This window comes from Streptomyces sp. NPDC004658 (assembly GCF_040609555.1).
Lineage (GTDB): Bacteria > Actinomycetota > Actinomycetes > Streptomycetales > Streptomycetaceae > Streptomyces.
Genome location: NZ_JBEXKG010000066.1, coordinates 22206 through 39083, shown reverse-complemented (window position 1 = coordinate 39083; position 16878 = coordinate 22206). Strand labels below are relative to the sequence as shown.

The following is a 16878-nucleotide window of genomic DNA, read 5'->3' as shown; positions in this document are numbered from 1 at the left end:
GTCGGCGCCTCGCAGCGGCTCGGCCCGCTCCGCGACCCGGGTCCCGGAACCCTGCCGCGCGGTCAGCCAGCCCTCCGCGACCAGCTCGGCGTACGCGTCGGCCACCGTGTTGCGGGCCACTCCCAGGTCCACGGCCAGCGACCGGTACGGCGGCAGCCGGGTGCCCGGCGCCAGCCGCCCGCTGCGCACGGCCTCGCGCAGTGCCCTGGTCAGCGCCGCCCGCCGGCCACCCGGCCCCGACAGCTCCAGGTGCAGGTCCGCACCGATGCGCTCCGCGGAATTGACCCACGATTCCGTCATGGAAATGCACCCTACAGCCGGTCTTTCGGACCCCTAGGTTGAAGCCATGACGACGAACACGAGCACCGCGACCGTCTCCACCGTCTCCTCCGCCTCGGGCGCCCCCAACGCCTCCGCCGCCGACCTCCCGAACGGCATCGCCACGGCCGAGGCCGCCCGGACCCGCCTCGACTTCGCGAAGGCCGCCCCGAAGGTGTTCCGGGCGATCATCGGCTTGGACGCCGCCGCCCGCCAGGGCCTCGACCCGGCCCTGGTCGAACTGATCCAGATCCGCGCCTCCCATCTCAACCACTGCGCCTACTGCCTGCACATGCACACCAACGACGCCCGCAAGGCCGGCGAGAACGAGGACCGGCTCCACATGGTCGCCGTCTGGCGTGAGGCCCGGCACTTCTTCACCCCGAAGGAGCAGGCCGCCCTCGCCCTGACGGAAGCGGTGACCCTGGTCGCCGACGGCGGTGTCCCCGACACCGTCTACGCCGAGGCCGCCGCCCACTTCGAGGACCAGGAACTGGCCCAGGTCCTCTCCCTGATCCTCACGATCAACACGTGGAACCGTGTGGCCCTGGCCACCGGAAAGGTCGCGGGCACGGACGAACGCGCCGCCGGCTGAGGGCGGCTGCCACCGCTTCCCGGCCGCACCTCTTCCCGCATCTCCTCCCGCCGACCGTGTATCAGACCGCCATCGGCCGATCCGTGGGCCGGATCGGGGCGGGGAGCCGGGAACTCCCCGTCAGATAGCGGTCCACGGCCGCCGCGACCGCCCGTCCCTCCGCTATCGCCCACACGATGAGCGACTGCCCGCGCGCCGCGTCCCCCGCGGCGAACACCCCTGGTGCGTTGGTCGCGAAACCGTCGTCCCGGGCGATCGTGCCGCGTGGCTGCAACGCCAGCCCCAGCTGCTCGATCAGCCCGTCCTTCTGGTCCGGCCCGGAGAACCCGAGGGCGAGCAGCACCAGGTCGGCGGGGAGCGTCCGCCCGGTGCCCGGCACCGGAAGGCGCTGCGCGTCGACCTCCACCAGATGCAGTGACCGTACATTCCCCCTCTCGTCTCCCGTGAAGCGGAGCGTGGACGCCGCGAACAGCCGCGCGTCCGCGTCCGCCGCCGGTGCCGTACGCAGCTCCCGCGCCTCCTCGTGCGCTGCCGACAGCCGGTAGATCTTCGGGTACGTCGGCCACGGCTCCGCGTCGTCGTCGCGCTCCGCACCCGGCTGTGCGTAGATGTCCAGCTGGGTCACGGACGCGGCCCCCTCGCGTACCGCGGTGCCCAGACAGTCGGCCCCGGTGTCCCCACCGCCGACGATCACCACGTGCTTGCCGGCGGCCGACAGCGGCGATACCTCCAGATCCCCCTCACACACCCGGTTGGCCAGCGGCAGATACTCCATCGCCTGGTGTATCCCGTTCAACGCGCGGCCCGGCACCGGAAGTTCCCGCCACGCCGTCGCACCCGTGGCGATCACCACCGCGTCGTACCGGGACCGCAGCTCGTCGGCCGGGACGTCCCGGCCGACCACCGTCGACGTACGGAACTTCGTCCCCTCCGCCCGCATCTGCTCGATCCGCCGCTCCAGATGCCGCTTCTCCATCTTGAACTCGGGGATGCCGTACCGCATCAGCCCGCCTATCCGGTCGTCCTTCTCGTACACCGCGACCGTGTGGCCCGCCCTCGTCAGCTGCTGCGCCGCGGCCAGCCCGGTGGGCCCGGAGCCGATGACGGCGACCGTCATCCCGGACAGCCGCTCGGGCGGCCGGGGCGGGGTGAAACCCTCCTCCCACGCCCGGTCGGCGATCGCGCACTCGACGTTCTTGATGGTGACGGCCGGCTGGTTGATCGCCAGCACACACCCCGCCTCGCACGGCGCCGGACACAGCCGCCCGGTGAACTCCGGGAAGTTGTTCGTGGCGTGCAGCCGGTCGCTCGCGGACCGCCAGTCCTCCCGCGCGACCAGGTCGTTCCACTCGGGGATGAGATTGCCCAGCGGGCAGGCCTGGTGGCAGAACGGGACGCCGCAGTCCATGCAGCGGTCGGCCTGCTTGCTGATGATGGGCAGCAGCGCACCCGGGACGTACACCTCGTCCCAGTCCCGCACCCGCTGCTCGACGGGCCGCCGCGGCCACTCCTGGCGCGGCGTGGTCATGAACCCCTTGGGATCGGCCATGGCGTCTTCCTCGCGTACGGGCACCGGAGGCACCGGGTGTACGAAGGGCCGTGCGTCATCGGGCGGCACTCTTCCGGCCACGATACGTCCCCGCCGACGCCCGCGCAGAGTGGCGGACAGCGCTTTCTCCCAGGTCTCGTGCCGCCCGGGCGCTCAGGTGAGGGCCACTATGTACAGCAAGGCCGCCGCGGCGGATGCGACCGTCCGGACGTGGTTCCAGAAGGTCCACTCACGCACATACGCCGGCCAGTACACGGCGGCCTCCGGCGCCCCCGGGGTGAGCCGGGCCAGCCGGTCGTTGCGCGGCACGTTCGCCACGATCGTCAGCCCGAACGAGCCGACCAGGTACAGCGCGCCGGCCAGCAGCAACTCCACCTTCCCCTCGTCCGGCCACACCACGAACGTCACCACCGAGATCAGCGCGCTCAACGCCGCCGAACCGACGAACACGGTCATGAAAGCGGGTCGTACCGCCGCGACGTTGATCGCGTTCATCGCCGCCACGCCCTGCGCGGGCGGCAACGCGGCGAGCCCCCGCATCACGAAGGTCGAGAACCCGCAGAAGACACCGGCCACCAGCCCGGTCCCGAGAACGCCCACCACGACCAGCACGAAGAACGGCCCGCCGATCATCCCCACACCCCCAATTCCGTCCCACCCGGGCCGCCACCCGGCACCGACATCACCTTCACGCGCCACGCCCGCAGGTACCTGCGGGCACGCCCTGCACCTGGGCCGGCGGTGCCCACCCCCAGCCGAGCCGTTCCCCTCCTCCACCGCATCCCCCCGCCACCGCATTCCTCAACCCGCGTCCTCCTCCCCGACCCCCTGCCACCCCCGCAGCACGCTCTCCACCGCCCCGGCGATCCGGCGCCGCGCCTCGTACCGTGGTACCCCGCTCATCAAGAGCTGGTCGTACGCCGTGTCCACATGCCGTACGGCCGCCACGACCGCCGAGATCACCGCGCCCTCGGTCAGCGCCCGCCCGGCCGCGCTGCGGCCCACGCGCCCACTGCCCCGCACCGACGCGTGGGCCGCGATCGCCCGGGCCCGCTCTTCGGGGCATCCGGGGAACAGCCGCAGGATCTCGGCCGCGAACGCCGCCGCGAACCGCTCGTCCTCCGCCGCCCTGCGCCGCGCGTCCCGCGCCCGCCGCCGACGCCGGGCCTCCGCGTCCGCCAGACAGCGGGCCTCGGCCCGGGCCAGCGCGGCCTCCTCCACGAGCACGCCCTGGCGTTCGTAGCGGCTCTTGCGCCGGTTGAACCGCACCACCACCACCGACAGCGTGCTCTCCTCCCGCGATCTGCGGGTCAGGGCCGTGTCGCCGCGCGGCAGGAACACCAAGTGGCCGAGGTCGGCGCAGTCCAGGCAGCGCGGCGCCCCGTCCTCCAGCACCAGCAGCGACAGCGGACCACGCCGGCAGCGGGCACACCGCTTGCCCTTCAGCGACTGGATGACGACAAGCCGACCGGGGGAGTGGGGAGTTGCGGGGAGCGCCATACGCGGTACCTTCCCCGTCACGGCCCACGCCTCCCACAGCCGCCGTCGGCTCCCTGTCCGCCTGTGCCACCTCCGTACCCCCTCTTGTCCCGCCTCCCGTGCCGTCCCGGTGCTTCCGCCGTACGTTCTCGTCCTCCCTCCGCCCGCCGGAACTACCCCTCCCGCTCCCGGAAGTTGAACACCGACACCCGCGTACGGTGCCGCACCGGTTCCTCGATCTCGTCGACCACCGCCACCGCGAGATCCGCGTACGACAGCCACGGCTCACGACCGTCGCCGGGCAGCCGTTCACCGCCCACGCGGTACCGCCCCGTCCGGGTACCGCCGTGCTCCAGGTGCCCGGCAGGCGTCAGCATCACCCAGTCGACGGGTCCGCCCCCGCGCTCCCGCAGCCGGTGCAGGCCCGCCGTGTGCGCCAGCGCGAACGGCCGGATCTGAGGCGGGAACGCGTCCGGATCGTCCATCACGGGCCGCCCGTCCCTGCCGAGCAGGTTCGCCCCCAGACCCACCGCGACGAGCCGGCCCACGCCGGCCGCGGCGAGCCCGTCGAGCAGCGCGTCCGCCGCCTTCACGAAGAATCCGGGGTCGAGCGTGTCGAAGCCCTGCTCCGGTCCGCTGAACGGCGAGACGGCGTGCACGGCCCCGGCATGCCCGGCAGCCGTCCCGGTGACCGATCGGGTGTCGGTGACATCGCCCCGTACGACCGTGACACCCTCCGCTTCGAGATCCGGGTACCGCGCCGGATCCCGTACCACGGCCGTCACCGCGTACCCGCGCGCACGTGCCTCGGCCGTCACCGCCCGCCCGGCCCGTCCCCCGGCACCGAAGACCACGATCCCGCTCATCCCGACCTCCCAAGTCCTGCGCGGTCGCCCGCGACCGGACCAGGAGGCTAAGGACCGGACCCCCGGTTACCGCAACGGAATCGGCGCTAACCTCGACGGATGACCGACGCGACGGCCCACGACCGTTCCGCACCTCTCGATCCCGACATGTTCCACCCCCTCTGCCCGTCGTCCGCCGTGCCGTTCCGGGTCGGCGACAAGTGGTCCGGCATGGTGATCCGCTGTCTCCAGGACGGGCCACGCCGTTTCGGGGAACTGCGGGTCCCGCTCAAGGCCGTCACGCCCAAGGTCCTCAGCGAGACCCTGCGCGCCATGGAGCGCGACGGCCTGGTGACCCGTACCGCGTACGACGAGAACCCGCCCCGCGTCGAGTACGCCCTCACCCCCCTCGGCCGTACCCTCATCCCCCTTCTCGACGCCGCCCGCGCCTGGAGCGAAACCCACCTCCCCGCCCTGCTCGCCGCCCGCCGCGCGGCAGGACACCGCGCCTGACGTCGGCACCCGCGCCGCTCTCGTCCGCCACCCGGCATCATGGGCCTGTGCGACTGGAAGCGATCACCTGGGAGCGGCTGGCCGAGCGGCTCGCCGACCGGCTGGCCGGTGCGGAGCCGGCGGACGGCACGGCCTGGCAGCGCGTCGCCTTCGACGGAGCCCCGGCCGCCCGCCCCGGGGACCTCGCCACGCGGGTCGGCGACGCGCTGCGGGTACGCGGCCGGCCCTCGCTCGTGATCGGCACCGAGGGCTTCCTGCGCCCCGCCTCGCTCCGCCTGGAGCACGGGCGGCGGGACGCGGAGTCGTACTACAACGGGTGGTTCGACACCGGCGCCCTGTGGCGCGAGGTCTTCGGGCCGCTCGACCCCGGAGGCACCGGGCGGGTCCTGCCCGACCTGTGGGATCCGGCCACGGACCGGGCCACCCGCAGCCCCTACGTCCAACTCCCGCCCGCCGGAATCCTGTTGCTCCACGGCCCCCTCCTGCTGCGTCACTGGTTCCCCTTCGATCTGACCGTGCACCTCCTCCTCTCCCCGGGCGCCCTCCGCCGCCGTACGCCCGAGGCCGACCACTGGACGCTCCCCGCCTTCGAGCGCTACGAGGCCGAGACCGACCCGGCCGCGACGGCGGACGTCCTGGTACGTGCCGACGACCCGCGCCACCCCGCCTGGAGCGGCTGATCCGGAAGCGCCGCCCGGAAATCCGGCCGACGAGCCGGCCCCACCCCTTTTATATGCGTGTGCATGTAACTAGAGTGATGTCATGACGACCTCACCGGACACCCCGGTCGCCTTCGACGACTCCCTCCGTGCCCTGCTGGACGGCAAGAACTTCGCCAGCGTCGCCACACTCGGCCCTGACGGCGCCCCGCAGAACTCCGTGGTCTGGATCAAACGCGAGGGCGACAGCGTGCTCTTCTCGTCCGTCGACCGCCGCCAGAAGGTACGCAACCTCCGCCGCGATCCGCGTATCAGCCTCTCCGTCTTCGACCTGGCGAACCCCTATCACTCGGCCGAGATCCGCGGTGTCGCCGAGATCCTGCCGGACGAGGGCAAGCGCCTCCCGTACGAGCTGTCGCACAAGTACCTCGGCATCGATCCGCCGGCCGAGAAGGACGACGAGACCCGTGTGATCGTCAGGATCGTCCCTCGGAAGATCGTGTCCTTCTCGCCCTGACAGGCCCCTTGGCGCCGAGCGCCGGTCCGCTCGGCCCCGCCGCTCAGAGCCAGCCGTTGCGCCGGAAGCCCCGGTACACCGCCAGACACGCGCCGGCCGTCACTGCCATGATCAGCGGGTACCCGAACCGCCAGTGCAACTCGGGCATGTGCTCGAAGTTCATGCCGTACACCCCGCACACCATCGTCGGCACGGCGATCACCGCGGCCCAGGCCGTGATCTTCCGCATGTCCTCGTTCTGTGCCACCGTCACCTGCGCGAGATGCGCCTGAAGGATGGAGTTGAGCAGCTCGTCGAACGCGGCGATCTGTTCCTTGGCACGGATCAAGTGGTCGAGCACATCCCGGAAGTAGGTCTGTATCTCCGGGGCGACGACCCGTATCGGCCGGGTCGCCAGGTCCTCCACCGGGCGGCCCAGTGGCACCACCGCCCGCTTCAGCTCCAGCAGTTCACGCTTCATCTGGTAGATGCGGCCCGCGTCCAGACGCGCGCCGTTCTCCGAGAACACGTCCGTCTCGACCTGGTCGATGTCGGCCTGGACCGCGTCCGTGACACTGAGGTAGTCGTCGACCACATGGTCGGCGATCGCGTGCAGCACCGCCGCCGGCCCCTTGGCCAGCTGGTGCGGGTCCGCCTCCAGCTCCTCGCGCAGCGGGCCCAGCGAGCCGTGCCGGCCGTGCCGCACCGTGATCACGAAGTCCTCGCCGACGAACACCATGATCTCGCCGGTGTCGACCACCTCGCTGGTCGCCGTCAGCTGCTCGTGCTCCACATAACAGACGGTCTTGAACACTGCGAAGAGCGTGTCGCCGTAGTGCTCCAGCTTCGGCCGCTGGTGTGCCTCGACCGCGTCCTCCACCGCCAGCGGATGCAGGTCGAACAGCTCGGCGATGCCGGTGAACTCACGGTCCGTCGGCTCGTGCAGCCCGAGCCAGACGAAGCCCTCGCCGGTCTTGCGCACCAGCCGTACGGCATCCACCAGGTCGGCGCACCCGGGCACGCGCACACCGTCCTGATACGTCACGCAGTTCACCACGGACGAGCCCAGCGGCGACCTGGCGGGATGGCTCAGGTCCACGCGCGGCCGGCGCCGGGCCAACCGCGCCACCTTGCGCAGGCCGCCGACCCTGCCCAGCCCCGTGACCTTCCGCAGATTCCCTGCCATGGACATCTGGATCTCCTCGTGTGGATCTCCTCGCGTGACGCTCTCGCGCCCTGCCCGGCAAGTCTGCCAGTCCCGGGCAACGTGCGGGCACGCCTGTGGGAACAGGGAGTTCCGCTTTGTTCCCGCCTGTGGACGAAGTGGCGAGAGAGCCGGACCGGTCGGCCGACCTTTACACAGACCGGCCGACCTCTACACAGACCGACCGACCGACAGAGCGACTGGCCGCCCGGCTGACACAGGCCGACAGGCTGGCCGGCTGACCGGCTGGGATGATCGGAGCATGGCGCGCTCCGACGGATACCTCCTGGACAACCGGCAGAACGAGGCGGGCGAACGCTTCGACGCCTTCACCGCCCTCTTCGACCCCACGACCTTCCGGCACCTCGAAGGACTCGGCATCGGCCCCGGCTGGCGCTGCTGGGAAGTGGGGGCCGGCGGCCCCTCCGTCGTGTCCTGGCTCGCCGAGAAGGTGGGGCCGGCCGGTCAGGTCGTCGCGACCGACATCGACACCTCCCGGCTCACCGGCGTGGCCCGCCCACCGGTGGAGCTCCGTGTCCACGACGTGGGTGCCGAAGAGCCGCCGGGGGAGGGCTTCGACCTGGTCCACGCCCGGCTCGTCCTCGTACATGTACCCGACCGGGAACGGGCCTTGCGCAGCATGATCAAGGCCCTGCGACCCGGCGGACGACTGCTGATCGAGGACGCCGACCCCGCCCTCCAGCCGCTGACCTGCCCCGACGAGTACGGCCCCGAGCAGCGGCTCGCCAACAGGCTGCGCCAAGGTTTCCGCAAGCTGCTCGCCGACCGCGGCGCCGACCTCTCCTATGGCCGCAAACTCCCGCGGCTGCTCCGCGAGGCCGGACTGCACGGCGTGGAGGCCGACGCGTACTTCCCCGTGGCCTCGCCCGCCTGCACCGCCCTGGAGGCCGCGACGGTCCGTCAGATCCGTGACCGGCTCGTCGCCGCCGGACTGGCCTCCGACGCGGAGATCGACCAGCACCTGGCCAACGTGGAGAGCGGCACCATGGACCTGACCACCGCGCCGATGATCTCGGCGTGGGGGCGCAAGAGGTAAACGCAGGCAGCTGGTTGGTGGTTGGTGGCTGATGGCAGGGGGCACTCGGGGCTGCCGGCCCGTTTGAGCGGCCCGACGACTCCCCGGACCGTTCGCACACCCCGGCACCCGGCAGAGGCACCCCGACACCCGGCAGAGGCGACCAGTGTCTCCCCGCCCTCCTAACTCCTTCCCCCGGAATGCGGCGGTCTGCCGCCCACCCGTCCCACCGCCTCCGCACCTGCCCGGCAGCCCCGTGCCGCCGCTTCCTCCGGGGTCGCGCCCGCGAGCAGGGCGGCGAGGAACGCGCCGGTGAAGGCGTCACCCGCGCCCGTGGTGTCCCGGGGCTCCGCCGGTACGGCCGGCACCCGGGCCGGCACGGCACCGGATCGGGCCACGAGCGCTCCGTCCGCACCCGCCTTGGCCACCACCAGCGGCACGAGCCGGCTCAGCTTCGCCGCCGCGTCCGCCGGATCCGGCAGCCCGGTCAGCAGACATGCCTCGTCCCGGCTAGGTAGCAGCACATCCAGTCCCTCCGCGAACGCGAGGAAGCGGTCCACCCCCAGCTCGACCAGGAAGCCGGCCGAGGCCGGGTCCAGACTGACCGGCACCCCACGCGCGCGTGCCGCCGCGAGCGCGGTCCCGGCGAGCGCCCGGCTCGACTCCGTGAACAGCAGATAGCCCGACAGATGCAGCCGGGACACCCCGTCGAGCAGCGCGTCCGACCAGTCGGCGGGGCAGAGCCGCAGGGATGCCCCGCTGTCCGTCAGGAACGTCCGCTCGGCCGCAGCCCCCGTGTCGACGAGGCAGATCACGGTCCCGGTCGGCGCCTCCCGGTCCACCACGAGCCGGGGCCGCACCCCGGCCGCGACCAGCTCGCGTTCGTGCCACGCGGCGGCGTCCGCGCCCACCCGCCCCAGCAGCCGCACGTCCGCGCAGCCCGCGTGGGCGGCCCAGCTGGCCACATTGGCGCCCGCTCCGCCCGGCAGCCTCCGGATCACGGCGGCCGTGTCGGTGCCGGCCGCGAGCGGTCCCCGGTGCCGGGCGATCACGTCGGTGACCACGTCACCGACGACCAGCAGCGCGCCGTTCCGGCCCGCGGTCACCCCCTGGCCCACGCCGAGGCGATCCGCGCAGCCAGCCGGACGTTGCCGCGCACCGCCGCCAGGTTGGCGCTCAGCGAGGCGCCGTCCGTGTGCCGGACCAGGTGGTCCAGCAGGAACGGCGTCACCGCCTGCCCGGTGACACCCTGCTCCGCGCAGGCGCGCAGGGCGTCGGCGAGTACACGCGCGTGCAGCTCGGGATCGAGCTGTTCCGCCTCCGGGACGGGGTGGGCGACGATCAGCGCCGACTCGGGCGCGTCCAGCGCGTCCTGGGCGCGCATGACGGCGGCGACCTGCTCCGGGGTGTCCAGCGTCCAGTCGACCGGATGCCCCGAGTCCGACAGATAGAAGCCGGGGAAGCGGTCCGTTCCGTACCCGGCGACGGACACGCCCAGTGTCTCCAGCCGCTGGAGCGTCGCCGGTACGTCCAGGATCGACTTCACGCCCGCGCACACCACCGTGATCCGGGTCCGCGCCAGCAGCCACAGGTCGGCCGACTCGTCCTGGGTCACGGTCCACTCCCGGTGCACCCCGCCCAGCCCACCGGTGGCGAACACCCGTATGCCCGCGAGGGAGGCCAGTTGTGCCGTCGCCGACACGGTGGTCGCCCCGCTCGCTCCCGCCGCCACGGCGAGCGGCAGGTCGCGATGGCCCAGCTTGCGGATGCCGTCCTCGTTCGCGACCCGCTCCAGCTGGTCCTTGTCCAGGCCGACCCGGGGCCGCCCGTCGAGCACGGCGATGGTCGCCGGAACGGCACCCTCCCGCCGCACCGCTTCCTCCAGCTCCAGCGCCACGTGCAGGTTGCGCGGGCGAGGCAGGCCGTGCGCGATGATCGTGGACTCCAGAGCCACCACCGGCCGCCCCGCGTCGATCGCCTCCCGGACTTCTTCCGACACCACCAGCACCACGTGCCCGCCTCCTGTCCGTCGTCCTTCCTAGTCTCTGGCGGGCGCCGGGCCCGGATAAACGCTTGTGACCCGTCGGGGAGGTCACCAGCCTGGTGCACATGAGGAACAACACCACGCGCCTCGACCACGTCGTCCTGTGGGTGGCCGACCCGGTCGCCGCGGCGGCCTTCTACGAGACGGCCGTCGGCCTGGAGCCGGTCAGAGTCGCCGAGTTCACGGAAGGCGAGGTGGCCTTCCCGTCCGTACGCGTCAACGAGGACACCATCCTCGACCTCGCCCCGCGCGGCTTCGCCGAGCAGATGAGGATGCTGCCCGGTTCCGCCGACAGCGCGGGCCACCCCGTCAACCACGTCTGCCTGTCACTGCCGGCCGAGGCCTTCGACGCCCTGCGCGCCCGCCTGGAGGCACACGGCGTACCCGTGTCGGGCATCGACCACGGCCTGTCCGGCGCCCGCGGCAACGCCACGCGCAGCTTCTACTTCCGCGACCTGGACGGCAACGTCTTCGAGGCCCGGCACTACGACGACTAGCCGCGCCCCGGACCGGTCAGAACAGCGGCTCCGGCAGCACACCTTCCAGGGCGAGCAGCTTCCGCTTGGTCTCCAGCCCGCCCCCGAAGCCGCCGATGCCGCCACCGCTCTCCACCACCCGGTGGCACGGCACGACCACCGGCAGCGGGTTGGCGCCCATCGCCGCGCCCACCGCCTGCGCCCCACCGGGCTGGCCGACCCGGCCCGCCAGGTCGCCGTACCCCACCACGGTGCCGTACGGCACACCGGAGGCCAGCTCGCGCAGGACCTGCCGGTTGAAACCGGAGATCAGCGACCAGTCCAGCGGCAGGTCGAAGTCGTGCCGCCGACCCGCGAAGTACGCCCTCAGCTGGCGTATCGCCTCGACCAGCAGCGGCGAGTCGGGATCCTCCTCGGGCCGGGCACCCAGCCGTGCGGCCAGCCGCTCCAGCGCTCGCTCGCGCACCGCGTCCGAGGCGTGGAAGACGACGTTGACCAGGCCGTCGCGGGTCGCCGCCAGCATCAGCGGGCCGATGTCCGTGCCGACGACGGCCCACACGACCCGCTGCTCATCCTGCCCGTGGCTGTCCATGCGCCTACGGTACGGCCTGCCACTGACAACGCCTGCCCGGTTCAGTCCGAACCCAGTGCCGCCCGCACCAGGTCGGGTTCGTTGGTGATGATCCCGTCGACCCCGTACGCGGCGACTTTGCGGGCGGTGGCCGCGTCGTTCACCGTCCAGGCGAACAGCCCCATCGGCCGGCCGTGCGGTCCGTCCAGGGCGTGCACCGCGGCGACGTACCCCCGGGAGACCGACCCGTACGAGGGGTTGATCAGATCCGTGAAGCGCGCGAACAGGTGCAGCTCCGCCACGGTGGGTGTACCGAGGTAGCCGGTGACGACCGCCGGCTTCAGCTCGTTGACGATCCGCACGCTGTCGGCGTTGAAACTCTGCACGATCAGCCGCCCCAGATGCCTGCCGTCCAGCCACCCCTCGTCGCCGAGGAGCTTCAGCGTCTGCTGCTCGATGCCCGGGTACAGCTCCGGGTTCTTGATCTCCAGGAGCAGCTTCTCGTGGTTGCGCTCGATCCTGCGCATGTACTCCTTCAGCGTCGGCACGCGCGCGCCCGCGTAGGCGGGGGAGAACCAGCTGCCCGCGTCCAGCCGGGCGATCTCGGCGGCGGTGAAGTCCCGCACCCTCCACGGCGCCCGGTCGGGGAAGACCTCCTCGACGTTCGTGGTGCGGTCCAGGGTCTCGTCGTGCAGGACGATCAGCTCGCCGTCCTTGGTGCGCTGGACGTCGTTCTCGACCCAGGAGAAGCCCAGCTCGGCGGCCTTGTCGATGGCGGGCAGCGTGTTCTCGGGTGCGTAGGTGGAGGCGCCCCGGTGGGCGATCACCGCGGGCACGGCGTGCTCGCCTGCCGAGGCATCGGAGGTAGGGCTGAGCAGGGCGGTCACCGCCCCCATGACCACGGCGACCGGGGCGGCGACTACACGCACGTGCATGCGTACTCCTCGCGTCGAACGGATACCCAGAGCAACAGACTGACAGCACTGAGTCAACGGCGCCCGGGCGCACGATGGCCACACATTGAACGGAGATGTCCAAGTCCGCTCACCGGTGCCGCACAACTGCGGCAAGGCCGTGTTTCTTTGCCGGAAAATCGTTCGACCCTTCCGGTGCGGGTCATACTCTCTGCGACAACCCTGACCGCCCGTGCGGTCCTGGGACGGGGGCATATTTCAGGTTTCCGGGACACAAGAAGGCGGGAAGGGCAGCCGCGGATGCAAGGCACGGTCGACGGATTCAGCTACGGGGCCGTCACCCCGTTGGTGGCCTACCTGATGGCGTGCCTCGGCGGCGCCCTCGGCCTGCGCTGCACCACCCGGTCTCTGCTGGTCACACATGCCCGGCGGCCCGCCTGGCTGGCCCTCGGCTCGGCGGCGATCGGCTCCGGCATCTGGACCATGCACTTCGTCGCCATGATGGGCTTCAGCATCAAGGAGACGCCGCTCCACTACGACGGGCCGATCACCTACGCGAGCCTCGGCCTCGCCATCGTCATGGTCGGCGTCGGCATCTTCATCGTCGGCTACTGGGGCGCCACCGGCACCCCCCTCTTCACCGGCGGCACGATCACCGGTCTGGGCGTCGCCTCGATGCACTACCTGGGCATGGCGGGCGTCCGTTTCCACGGACGGTTCACCTACAACACGTTCACCGTCGCCGCCTCCGTCGTCATAGCGGTCGTGGCAGCCACCGCCGCCCTGTGGGCCGCCGGACAGGTGCGGGGCTTCCTGTGGAGCGTCGGCGCGAGTCTCGTCATGGGGCTCGCGGTCAGCGGCATGCACTACACCGGCATGGCCGCCCTGAGCGTCCACCTCGACGGCGCCTCCCACACCGCCGGGGGCGCGCCCGCCGCGTCCGTGCTGGCGCCCATGCTGATCGGCCCCCTCGCCTTCCTGCTCCTCGCGGGCGTCGTCGTGATCTTCGATCCGCTGATGGTCATGGGGCGTCCCGACTGGAGGCCCGTCGAGCGGAAACCCGGCGTCCCGGCCGCCGCCGTCGCCTCCCACACCGAACGCCGCCCCACCGTTCACGACGGGCACCGTCCGGTGCGCCGGCCCGAGCACCACGCCTCCCGCACCCCGCAGAACCGCTGATCGGAGCCCGTTGTCAGTGCGGGGTCGTACGGTTGATGTCATGCGGCCCGTTTCCCACATCGAACGCACGGTGGCGCCCTTCGAGGTCGTCAGCCCCTACCAGCCCAGCGGTGACCAGCCGGCGGCCATCGCCGAGCTGGCCAAGCGCATCGAGGCCGGTGAGAAGGACGTCGTCCTCCTGGGCGCGACCGGCACCGGCAAGTCCGCCACCACCGCGTGGATGATCGAGAAGCTCCAGCGCCCCACCCTCGTGATGGCGCCGAACAAGACGCTGGCCGCCCAGCTGGCCAACGAGTTCCGCGAGCTGCTGCCGAACAACGCCGTCGAGTACTTCGTCTCGTACTACGACTACTACCAGCCCGAGGCCTACGTCCCGCAGTCGGACACCTACATCGAGAAGGACTCCTCGATCAACGAGGAGGTCGAGCGCCTGCGTCACTCGGCCACCAACTCGCTGCTCACCCGCCGCGACGTCATCGTGGTCGCCTCGGTGTCCTGCATCTACGGCCTCGGTACTCCGCAGGAGTACGTGGACCGCATGGTCACCCTCCGGGTCGGCGACGAGATCGACCGGGACGAGCTGCTGCGCCGCTTCGTGGACATCCAGTACACGCGCAACGACATGGCCTTCACCCGCGGCACCTTCCGGGTCCGCGGCGACACCATCGAGATCTTCCCGGTCTACGAGGAGCTGGCCGTCCGCATCGAGATGTTCGGCGACGAGATCGAGGCGCTGTCCACGCTGCACCCGGTCACCGGCGAGATCATCAGCGACGACCAGCAGCTCTACGTCTTCCCCGCCTCCCACTACGTCGCCGGCCCCGAGCGCATGGAGCGGGCCATCAACGACATCGAGAAGGAGCTGGGGGAGCGCCTGGCCGAGCTGGAGAAGCAGGGCAAGCTCCTGGAGGCCCAGCGCCTGCGCATGCGCACCACGTACGACATCGAGATGCTCCGCCAGATCGGCACCTGCTCCGGCGTGGAGAACTACTCGATGCACTTCGACGGCCGCTTGCCGGGCTCCCCGCCCAACACGCTGCTGGACTACTTCCCGGACGACTTCCTGCTCGTGATCGACGAGTCGCACGTCACCGTCCCGCAGATCGGCGCGATGTACGAGGGCGACGCCTCCCGCAAGCGCACCCTCGTGGACCACGGCTTCCGTCTGCCCTCCGCCCTGGACAACCGCCCGCTGAAGTGGGAGGAGTTCCAGGAGCGCATCGGGCAGACCGTCTACCTGTCGGCCACCCCCGGTCCCTACGAGCTGTCGCGTTCGGACGGGTTCGTGGAGCAGATCATCCGCCCGACCGGCCTGGTCGACCCGGAGGTCGTGGTCAAGCCGACCGAGGGCCAGATCGACGACCTGGTGCACGAGATCCGCAAGCGCACCGAGAAGGACGAGCGGGTCCTCGTCACCACGCTGACCAAGAAGATGGCCGAGGACCTCACCGACTACTTCCTGGAACTCGGCATCCAGGTGCGCTACCTGCACAGCGACGTCGACACCCTGCGCCGCGTCGAGCTGCTGCGTGAACTGCGCGCGGGTGAGTACGACGTCCTGGTCGGCATCAACCTGCTCCGTGAGGGCCTCGACCTGCCCGAGGTGTCCCTGGTGGCGATCCTGGACGCCGACAAGGAGGGTTTCCTCCGCTCGGGCACCTCACTGATCCAGACCATCGGCCGCGCGGCGCGCAACGTCTCCGGCCAGGTGCACATGTACGCCGACAAGATCACCCCGGCGATGGAGAAGGCCATCGAGGAGACCAACCGCCGCCGGGAGAAGCAGATCGCCTACAACAAGGCGAACGGCATCGACCCGCAGCCGCTGCGCAAGAAGATCAACGACATCGTCGCCCAGATCGCGCGCGAGGAGGTCGACACGGAGCAGCTGCTCGGTTCGGGGTACCGCAAGACGAAGGACGGCAAGGGAGCGAAGGCCCCCGTTCCGTCGCTCGGCGACAAGGCAGCCAAGGGCGCCAAGGCCGGAAAGGCCGGGAAGACGGCCAAGGGCAGGGCGGTGCCGACGGACCGTCCGGCGGCCGAGCTGGCGGAGCAGATCGAGGAGATGACCGAGCGGATGCGGGCCGCCGCCGCGGAGCTGCAGTTCGAGATCGCGGCCCGGCTGCGCGACGAGGTCTCCGAGATGAAGAAGGAGCTGCGCCAGATGCGGGAGGCCGGCCTCGCCTGAGTCTCCGCCCGGTACCGGCCGCGGCCCGGACGCCAAGTGTTGCAACCCCGACACAAAGCGCGGGCCGGGGGTCGGCACCGTTCGAGCCCCTGCGTAGGGTTCTGAACAACCGCGCGGTGCGCAGCAACGGCTCGGCGCGGCAACAGGGGACCGTCGAGAGGGGATTCAGCCGTGTCCGTCAACTTGTCCAAGGGTCAGGCCATCAGCCTGGAGAAGAAGGACGGGGCCACCCTGACGGCGGTCCGTATGGGGCTCGGCTGGCAGGCGGCCAAGCGACGCGGCCTGTTCGGCTCCCGCACCCGGGAGATCGACCTGGACGCCTCGGCGGTCCTCTTCGCCGGTGCGGAACCCAAGGACGTCGTCTTCTTCCGCCACCTGGTCAGCGACGACGGTTCGGTGCGCCACACCGGTGACAACCTCGTCGGCGGCGCCGGCCAGGGCGGGGACGACGAGGCCATCCTGGTGGACCTGCAGCGCGTCCCGGTCCACATCGACCAGATCGTCTTCACGGTCAACTCCTTCACCGGCCAGACCTTCCAGGAGGTGCAGAACGCCTTCTGCCGGCTCGTGGACGAGACCAACGGCCAGGAACTCGCCCGCTACACCCTGGCCGGCGGTGGCGAGTACACCGCCCAGATCATGGCCAAGGTGCACCGGGCCGGCTCCGGCTGGACGATGACGGCCATCGGCGCCCCGGCCAGGGGCCGCACCTTCCAGGACCTGATGCCGGCGATCCTGCCGCACCTCTAGCACCGGACCGCCCGCTCACCAGGCGCGGCGCGCACGACCGAACGACACAGGGGGGCGACGGC

19 protein-coding genes are annotated in these 16878 nt (G+C 71.5%); 9 read left to right on the top strand and 10 right to left on the bottom strand.

The window, feature by feature from the left end; all coding sequences use genetic code 11:
• Positions 1-300: winged helix-turn-helix domain-containing protein (locus ABZV94_RS22490; RefSeq protein WP_356342849.1), on the bottom strand; the 300-nt coding region annotated here is incomplete at its 3' end.
• Positions 301-346: 46 nt separating this feature from the next.
• On the opposite strand from ABZV94_RS22490, the gene ABZV94_RS22485 reads away from it, so the two are divergent.
• The gene (locus ABZV94_RS22485) at positions 347-913 is read left to right on the top strand and encodes a carboxymuconolactone decarboxylase family protein (protein ID WP_356342847.1); all 567 of its coding nucleotides are present in this window, start codon (positions 347-349) and stop codon (positions 911-913) included.
• A gap of 61 nt (positions 914-974) precedes the next feature.
• Here the strand turns inward: ABZV94_RS22485 and ABZV94_RS22480 are convergent, their stop codons facing one another.
• The 4 genes from ABZV94_RS22480 to ABZV94_RS22465 form a co-directional block, all read right to left on the bottom strand.
• The gene (locus tag ABZV94_RS22480; protein WP_356342844.1) at positions 975-2462 is read right to left on the bottom strand and encodes a glutamate synthase subunit beta; all 1488 of its coding nucleotides are present in this window, start codon (positions 2460-2462) and stop codon (positions 975-977) included.
• A gap of 153 nt (positions 2463-2615) precedes the next feature.
• A complete protein-coding gene (locus tag ABZV94_RS22475) occupies positions 2616-3095 on the bottom strand; it encodes an anthrone oxygenase family protein (protein WP_356342842.1) in 480 nt (159 codons plus the stop codon).
• A 168-nt stretch (positions 3096-3263) separates the two neighbouring features.
• Positions 3264-3962 (bottom strand): DUF2293 domain-containing protein, encoded by a 699-nt coding sequence (locus tag ABZV94_RS22470; RefSeq protein ID WP_356342840.1) that lies wholly within the window; start codon positions 3960-3962, stop codon positions 3264-3266.
• 152 nt (positions 3963-4114) lie between these two features.
• The gene (locus ABZV94_RS22465; protein ID WP_356342838.1) at positions 4115-4807 is read right to left on the bottom strand and encodes an NAD(P)H-binding protein; all 693 of its coding nucleotides are present in this window, start codon (positions 4805-4807) and stop codon (positions 4115-4117) included.
• A 99-nt stretch (positions 4808-4906) separates the two neighbouring features.
• Here ABZV94_RS22465 and ABZV94_RS22460 point away from each other — a divergent pair, with 99 nt between their 5' ends.
• From ABZV94_RS22460 to ABZV94_RS22450, 3 genes are all read left to right on the top strand, one after another.
• Positions 4907-5299: a helix-turn-helix domain-containing protein gene (locus ABZV94_RS22460; RefSeq protein ID WP_356342836.1), complete on the top strand. Its 393-nt coding sequence runs from the start codon at positions 4907-4909 to the stop codon at positions 5297-5299.
• 47 nt (positions 5300-5346) lie between these two features.
• Positions 5347-5979 carry a uridine kinase gene (locus tag ABZV94_RS22455; protein WP_356342833.1) on the top strand — a complete coding sequence of 211 codons (633 nt, stop codon included), beginning with the start codon at positions 5347-5349 and terminating at the stop codon, positions 5977-5979.
• An 82-nt stretch (positions 5980-6061) separates the two neighbouring features.
• Positions 6062-6475, top strand: a complete 414-nt coding sequence (locus tag ABZV94_RS22450; protein WP_356342831.1) for a PPOX class F420-dependent oxidoreductase — start codon at positions 6062-6064, stop codon at positions 6473-6475.
• Positions 6476-6518: 43 nt separating this feature from the next.
• Here ABZV94_RS22450 and ABZV94_RS22445 read toward each other — a convergent pair whose 3' ends face one another.
• Positions 6519-7646: a magnesium and cobalt transport protein CorA gene (locus ABZV94_RS22445; protein ID WP_356342829.1), complete on the bottom strand. Its 1128-nt coding sequence runs from the start codon at positions 7644-7646 to the stop codon at positions 6519-6521.
• Between the two features lie 274 nt (positions 7647-7920).
• Here ABZV94_RS22445 and ABZV94_RS22440 point away from each other — a divergent pair, with 274 nt between their 5' ends.
• Positions 7921-8715, top strand: a complete 795-nt coding sequence (locus ABZV94_RS22440; RefSeq protein ID WP_356342827.1) for a methyltransferase — start codon at positions 7921-7923, stop codon at positions 8713-8715.
• 161 nt (positions 8716-8876) lie between these two features.
• On the opposite strand, the gene ABZV94_RS22435 is transcribed toward ABZV94_RS22440, so the two are convergent.
• Positions 8877-9812 (bottom strand): PfkB family carbohydrate kinase, encoded by a 936-nt coding sequence (locus ABZV94_RS22435; protein WP_356342824.1) that lies wholly within the window; start codon positions 9810-9812, stop codon positions 8877-8879.
• On the bottom strand, positions 9797-10705 hold the full coding sequence (locus tag ABZV94_RS22430) for a pseudouridine-5'-phosphate glycosidase (RefSeq protein WP_356342822.1): 909 nt from the start codon (positions 10703-10705) through the stop codon (positions 9797-9799). Before ABZV94_RS22430 ends, ABZV94_RS22435 begins: the two co-directional genes overlap by 16 nt.
• A gap of 98 nt (positions 10706-10803) precedes the next feature.
• On the opposite strand from ABZV94_RS22430, the gene ABZV94_RS22425 reads away from it, so the two are divergent.
• Positions 10804-11235, top strand: a complete 432-nt coding sequence (locus ABZV94_RS22425; protein WP_356342819.1) for a VOC family protein — start codon at positions 10804-10806, stop codon at positions 11233-11235.
• Positions 11236-11251: 16 nt separating this feature from the next.
• On the opposite strand, the gene ABZV94_RS22420 is transcribed toward ABZV94_RS22425, so the two are convergent.
• On the bottom strand, positions 11252-11806 hold the full coding sequence (locus ABZV94_RS22420; RefSeq protein WP_356342817.1) for a methylated-DNA--[protein]-cysteine S-methyltransferase: 555 nt from the start codon (positions 11804-11806) through the stop codon (positions 11252-11254).
• A 41-nt stretch (positions 11807-11847) separates the two neighbouring features.
• Positions 11848-12720, bottom strand: a complete 873-nt coding sequence (locus ABZV94_RS22415; RefSeq protein WP_356342814.1) for a glycerophosphodiester phosphodiesterase family protein — start codon at positions 12718-12720, stop codon at positions 11848-11850.
• A gap of 279 nt (positions 12721-12999) precedes the next feature.
• Between ABZV94_RS22415 and ABZV94_RS22410 the strand changes: the two genes are divergently transcribed.
• The 3 genes from ABZV94_RS22410 to ABZV94_RS22400 all read left to right on the top strand — a co-directional run bounded on the left by ABZV94_RS22410 (position 13000) and on the right by ABZV94_RS22400 (position 16816).
• Entirely contained in the window at positions 13000-13878 is an 879-nt protein-coding gene (locus tag ABZV94_RS22410) for an MHYT domain-containing protein (RefSeq protein ID WP_356342812.1), read from the top strand.
• 40 nt (positions 13879-13918) lie between these two features.
• Positions 13919-16066, top strand: coding sequence for an excinuclease ABC subunit UvrB (gene uvrB / locus ABZV94_RS22405; RefSeq protein WP_356342810.1), 2148 nt, complete (start codon positions 13919-13921; stop codon positions 16064-16066).
• Positions 16067-16237: 171 nt separating this feature from the next.
• On the top strand, positions 16238-16816 hold the full coding sequence (locus ABZV94_RS22400; protein ID WP_132783985.1) for a TerD family protein: 579 nt from the start codon (positions 16238-16240) through the stop codon (positions 16814-16816).
• The last annotated feature ends 62 nt before the right edge of the window (positions 16817-16878 follow it).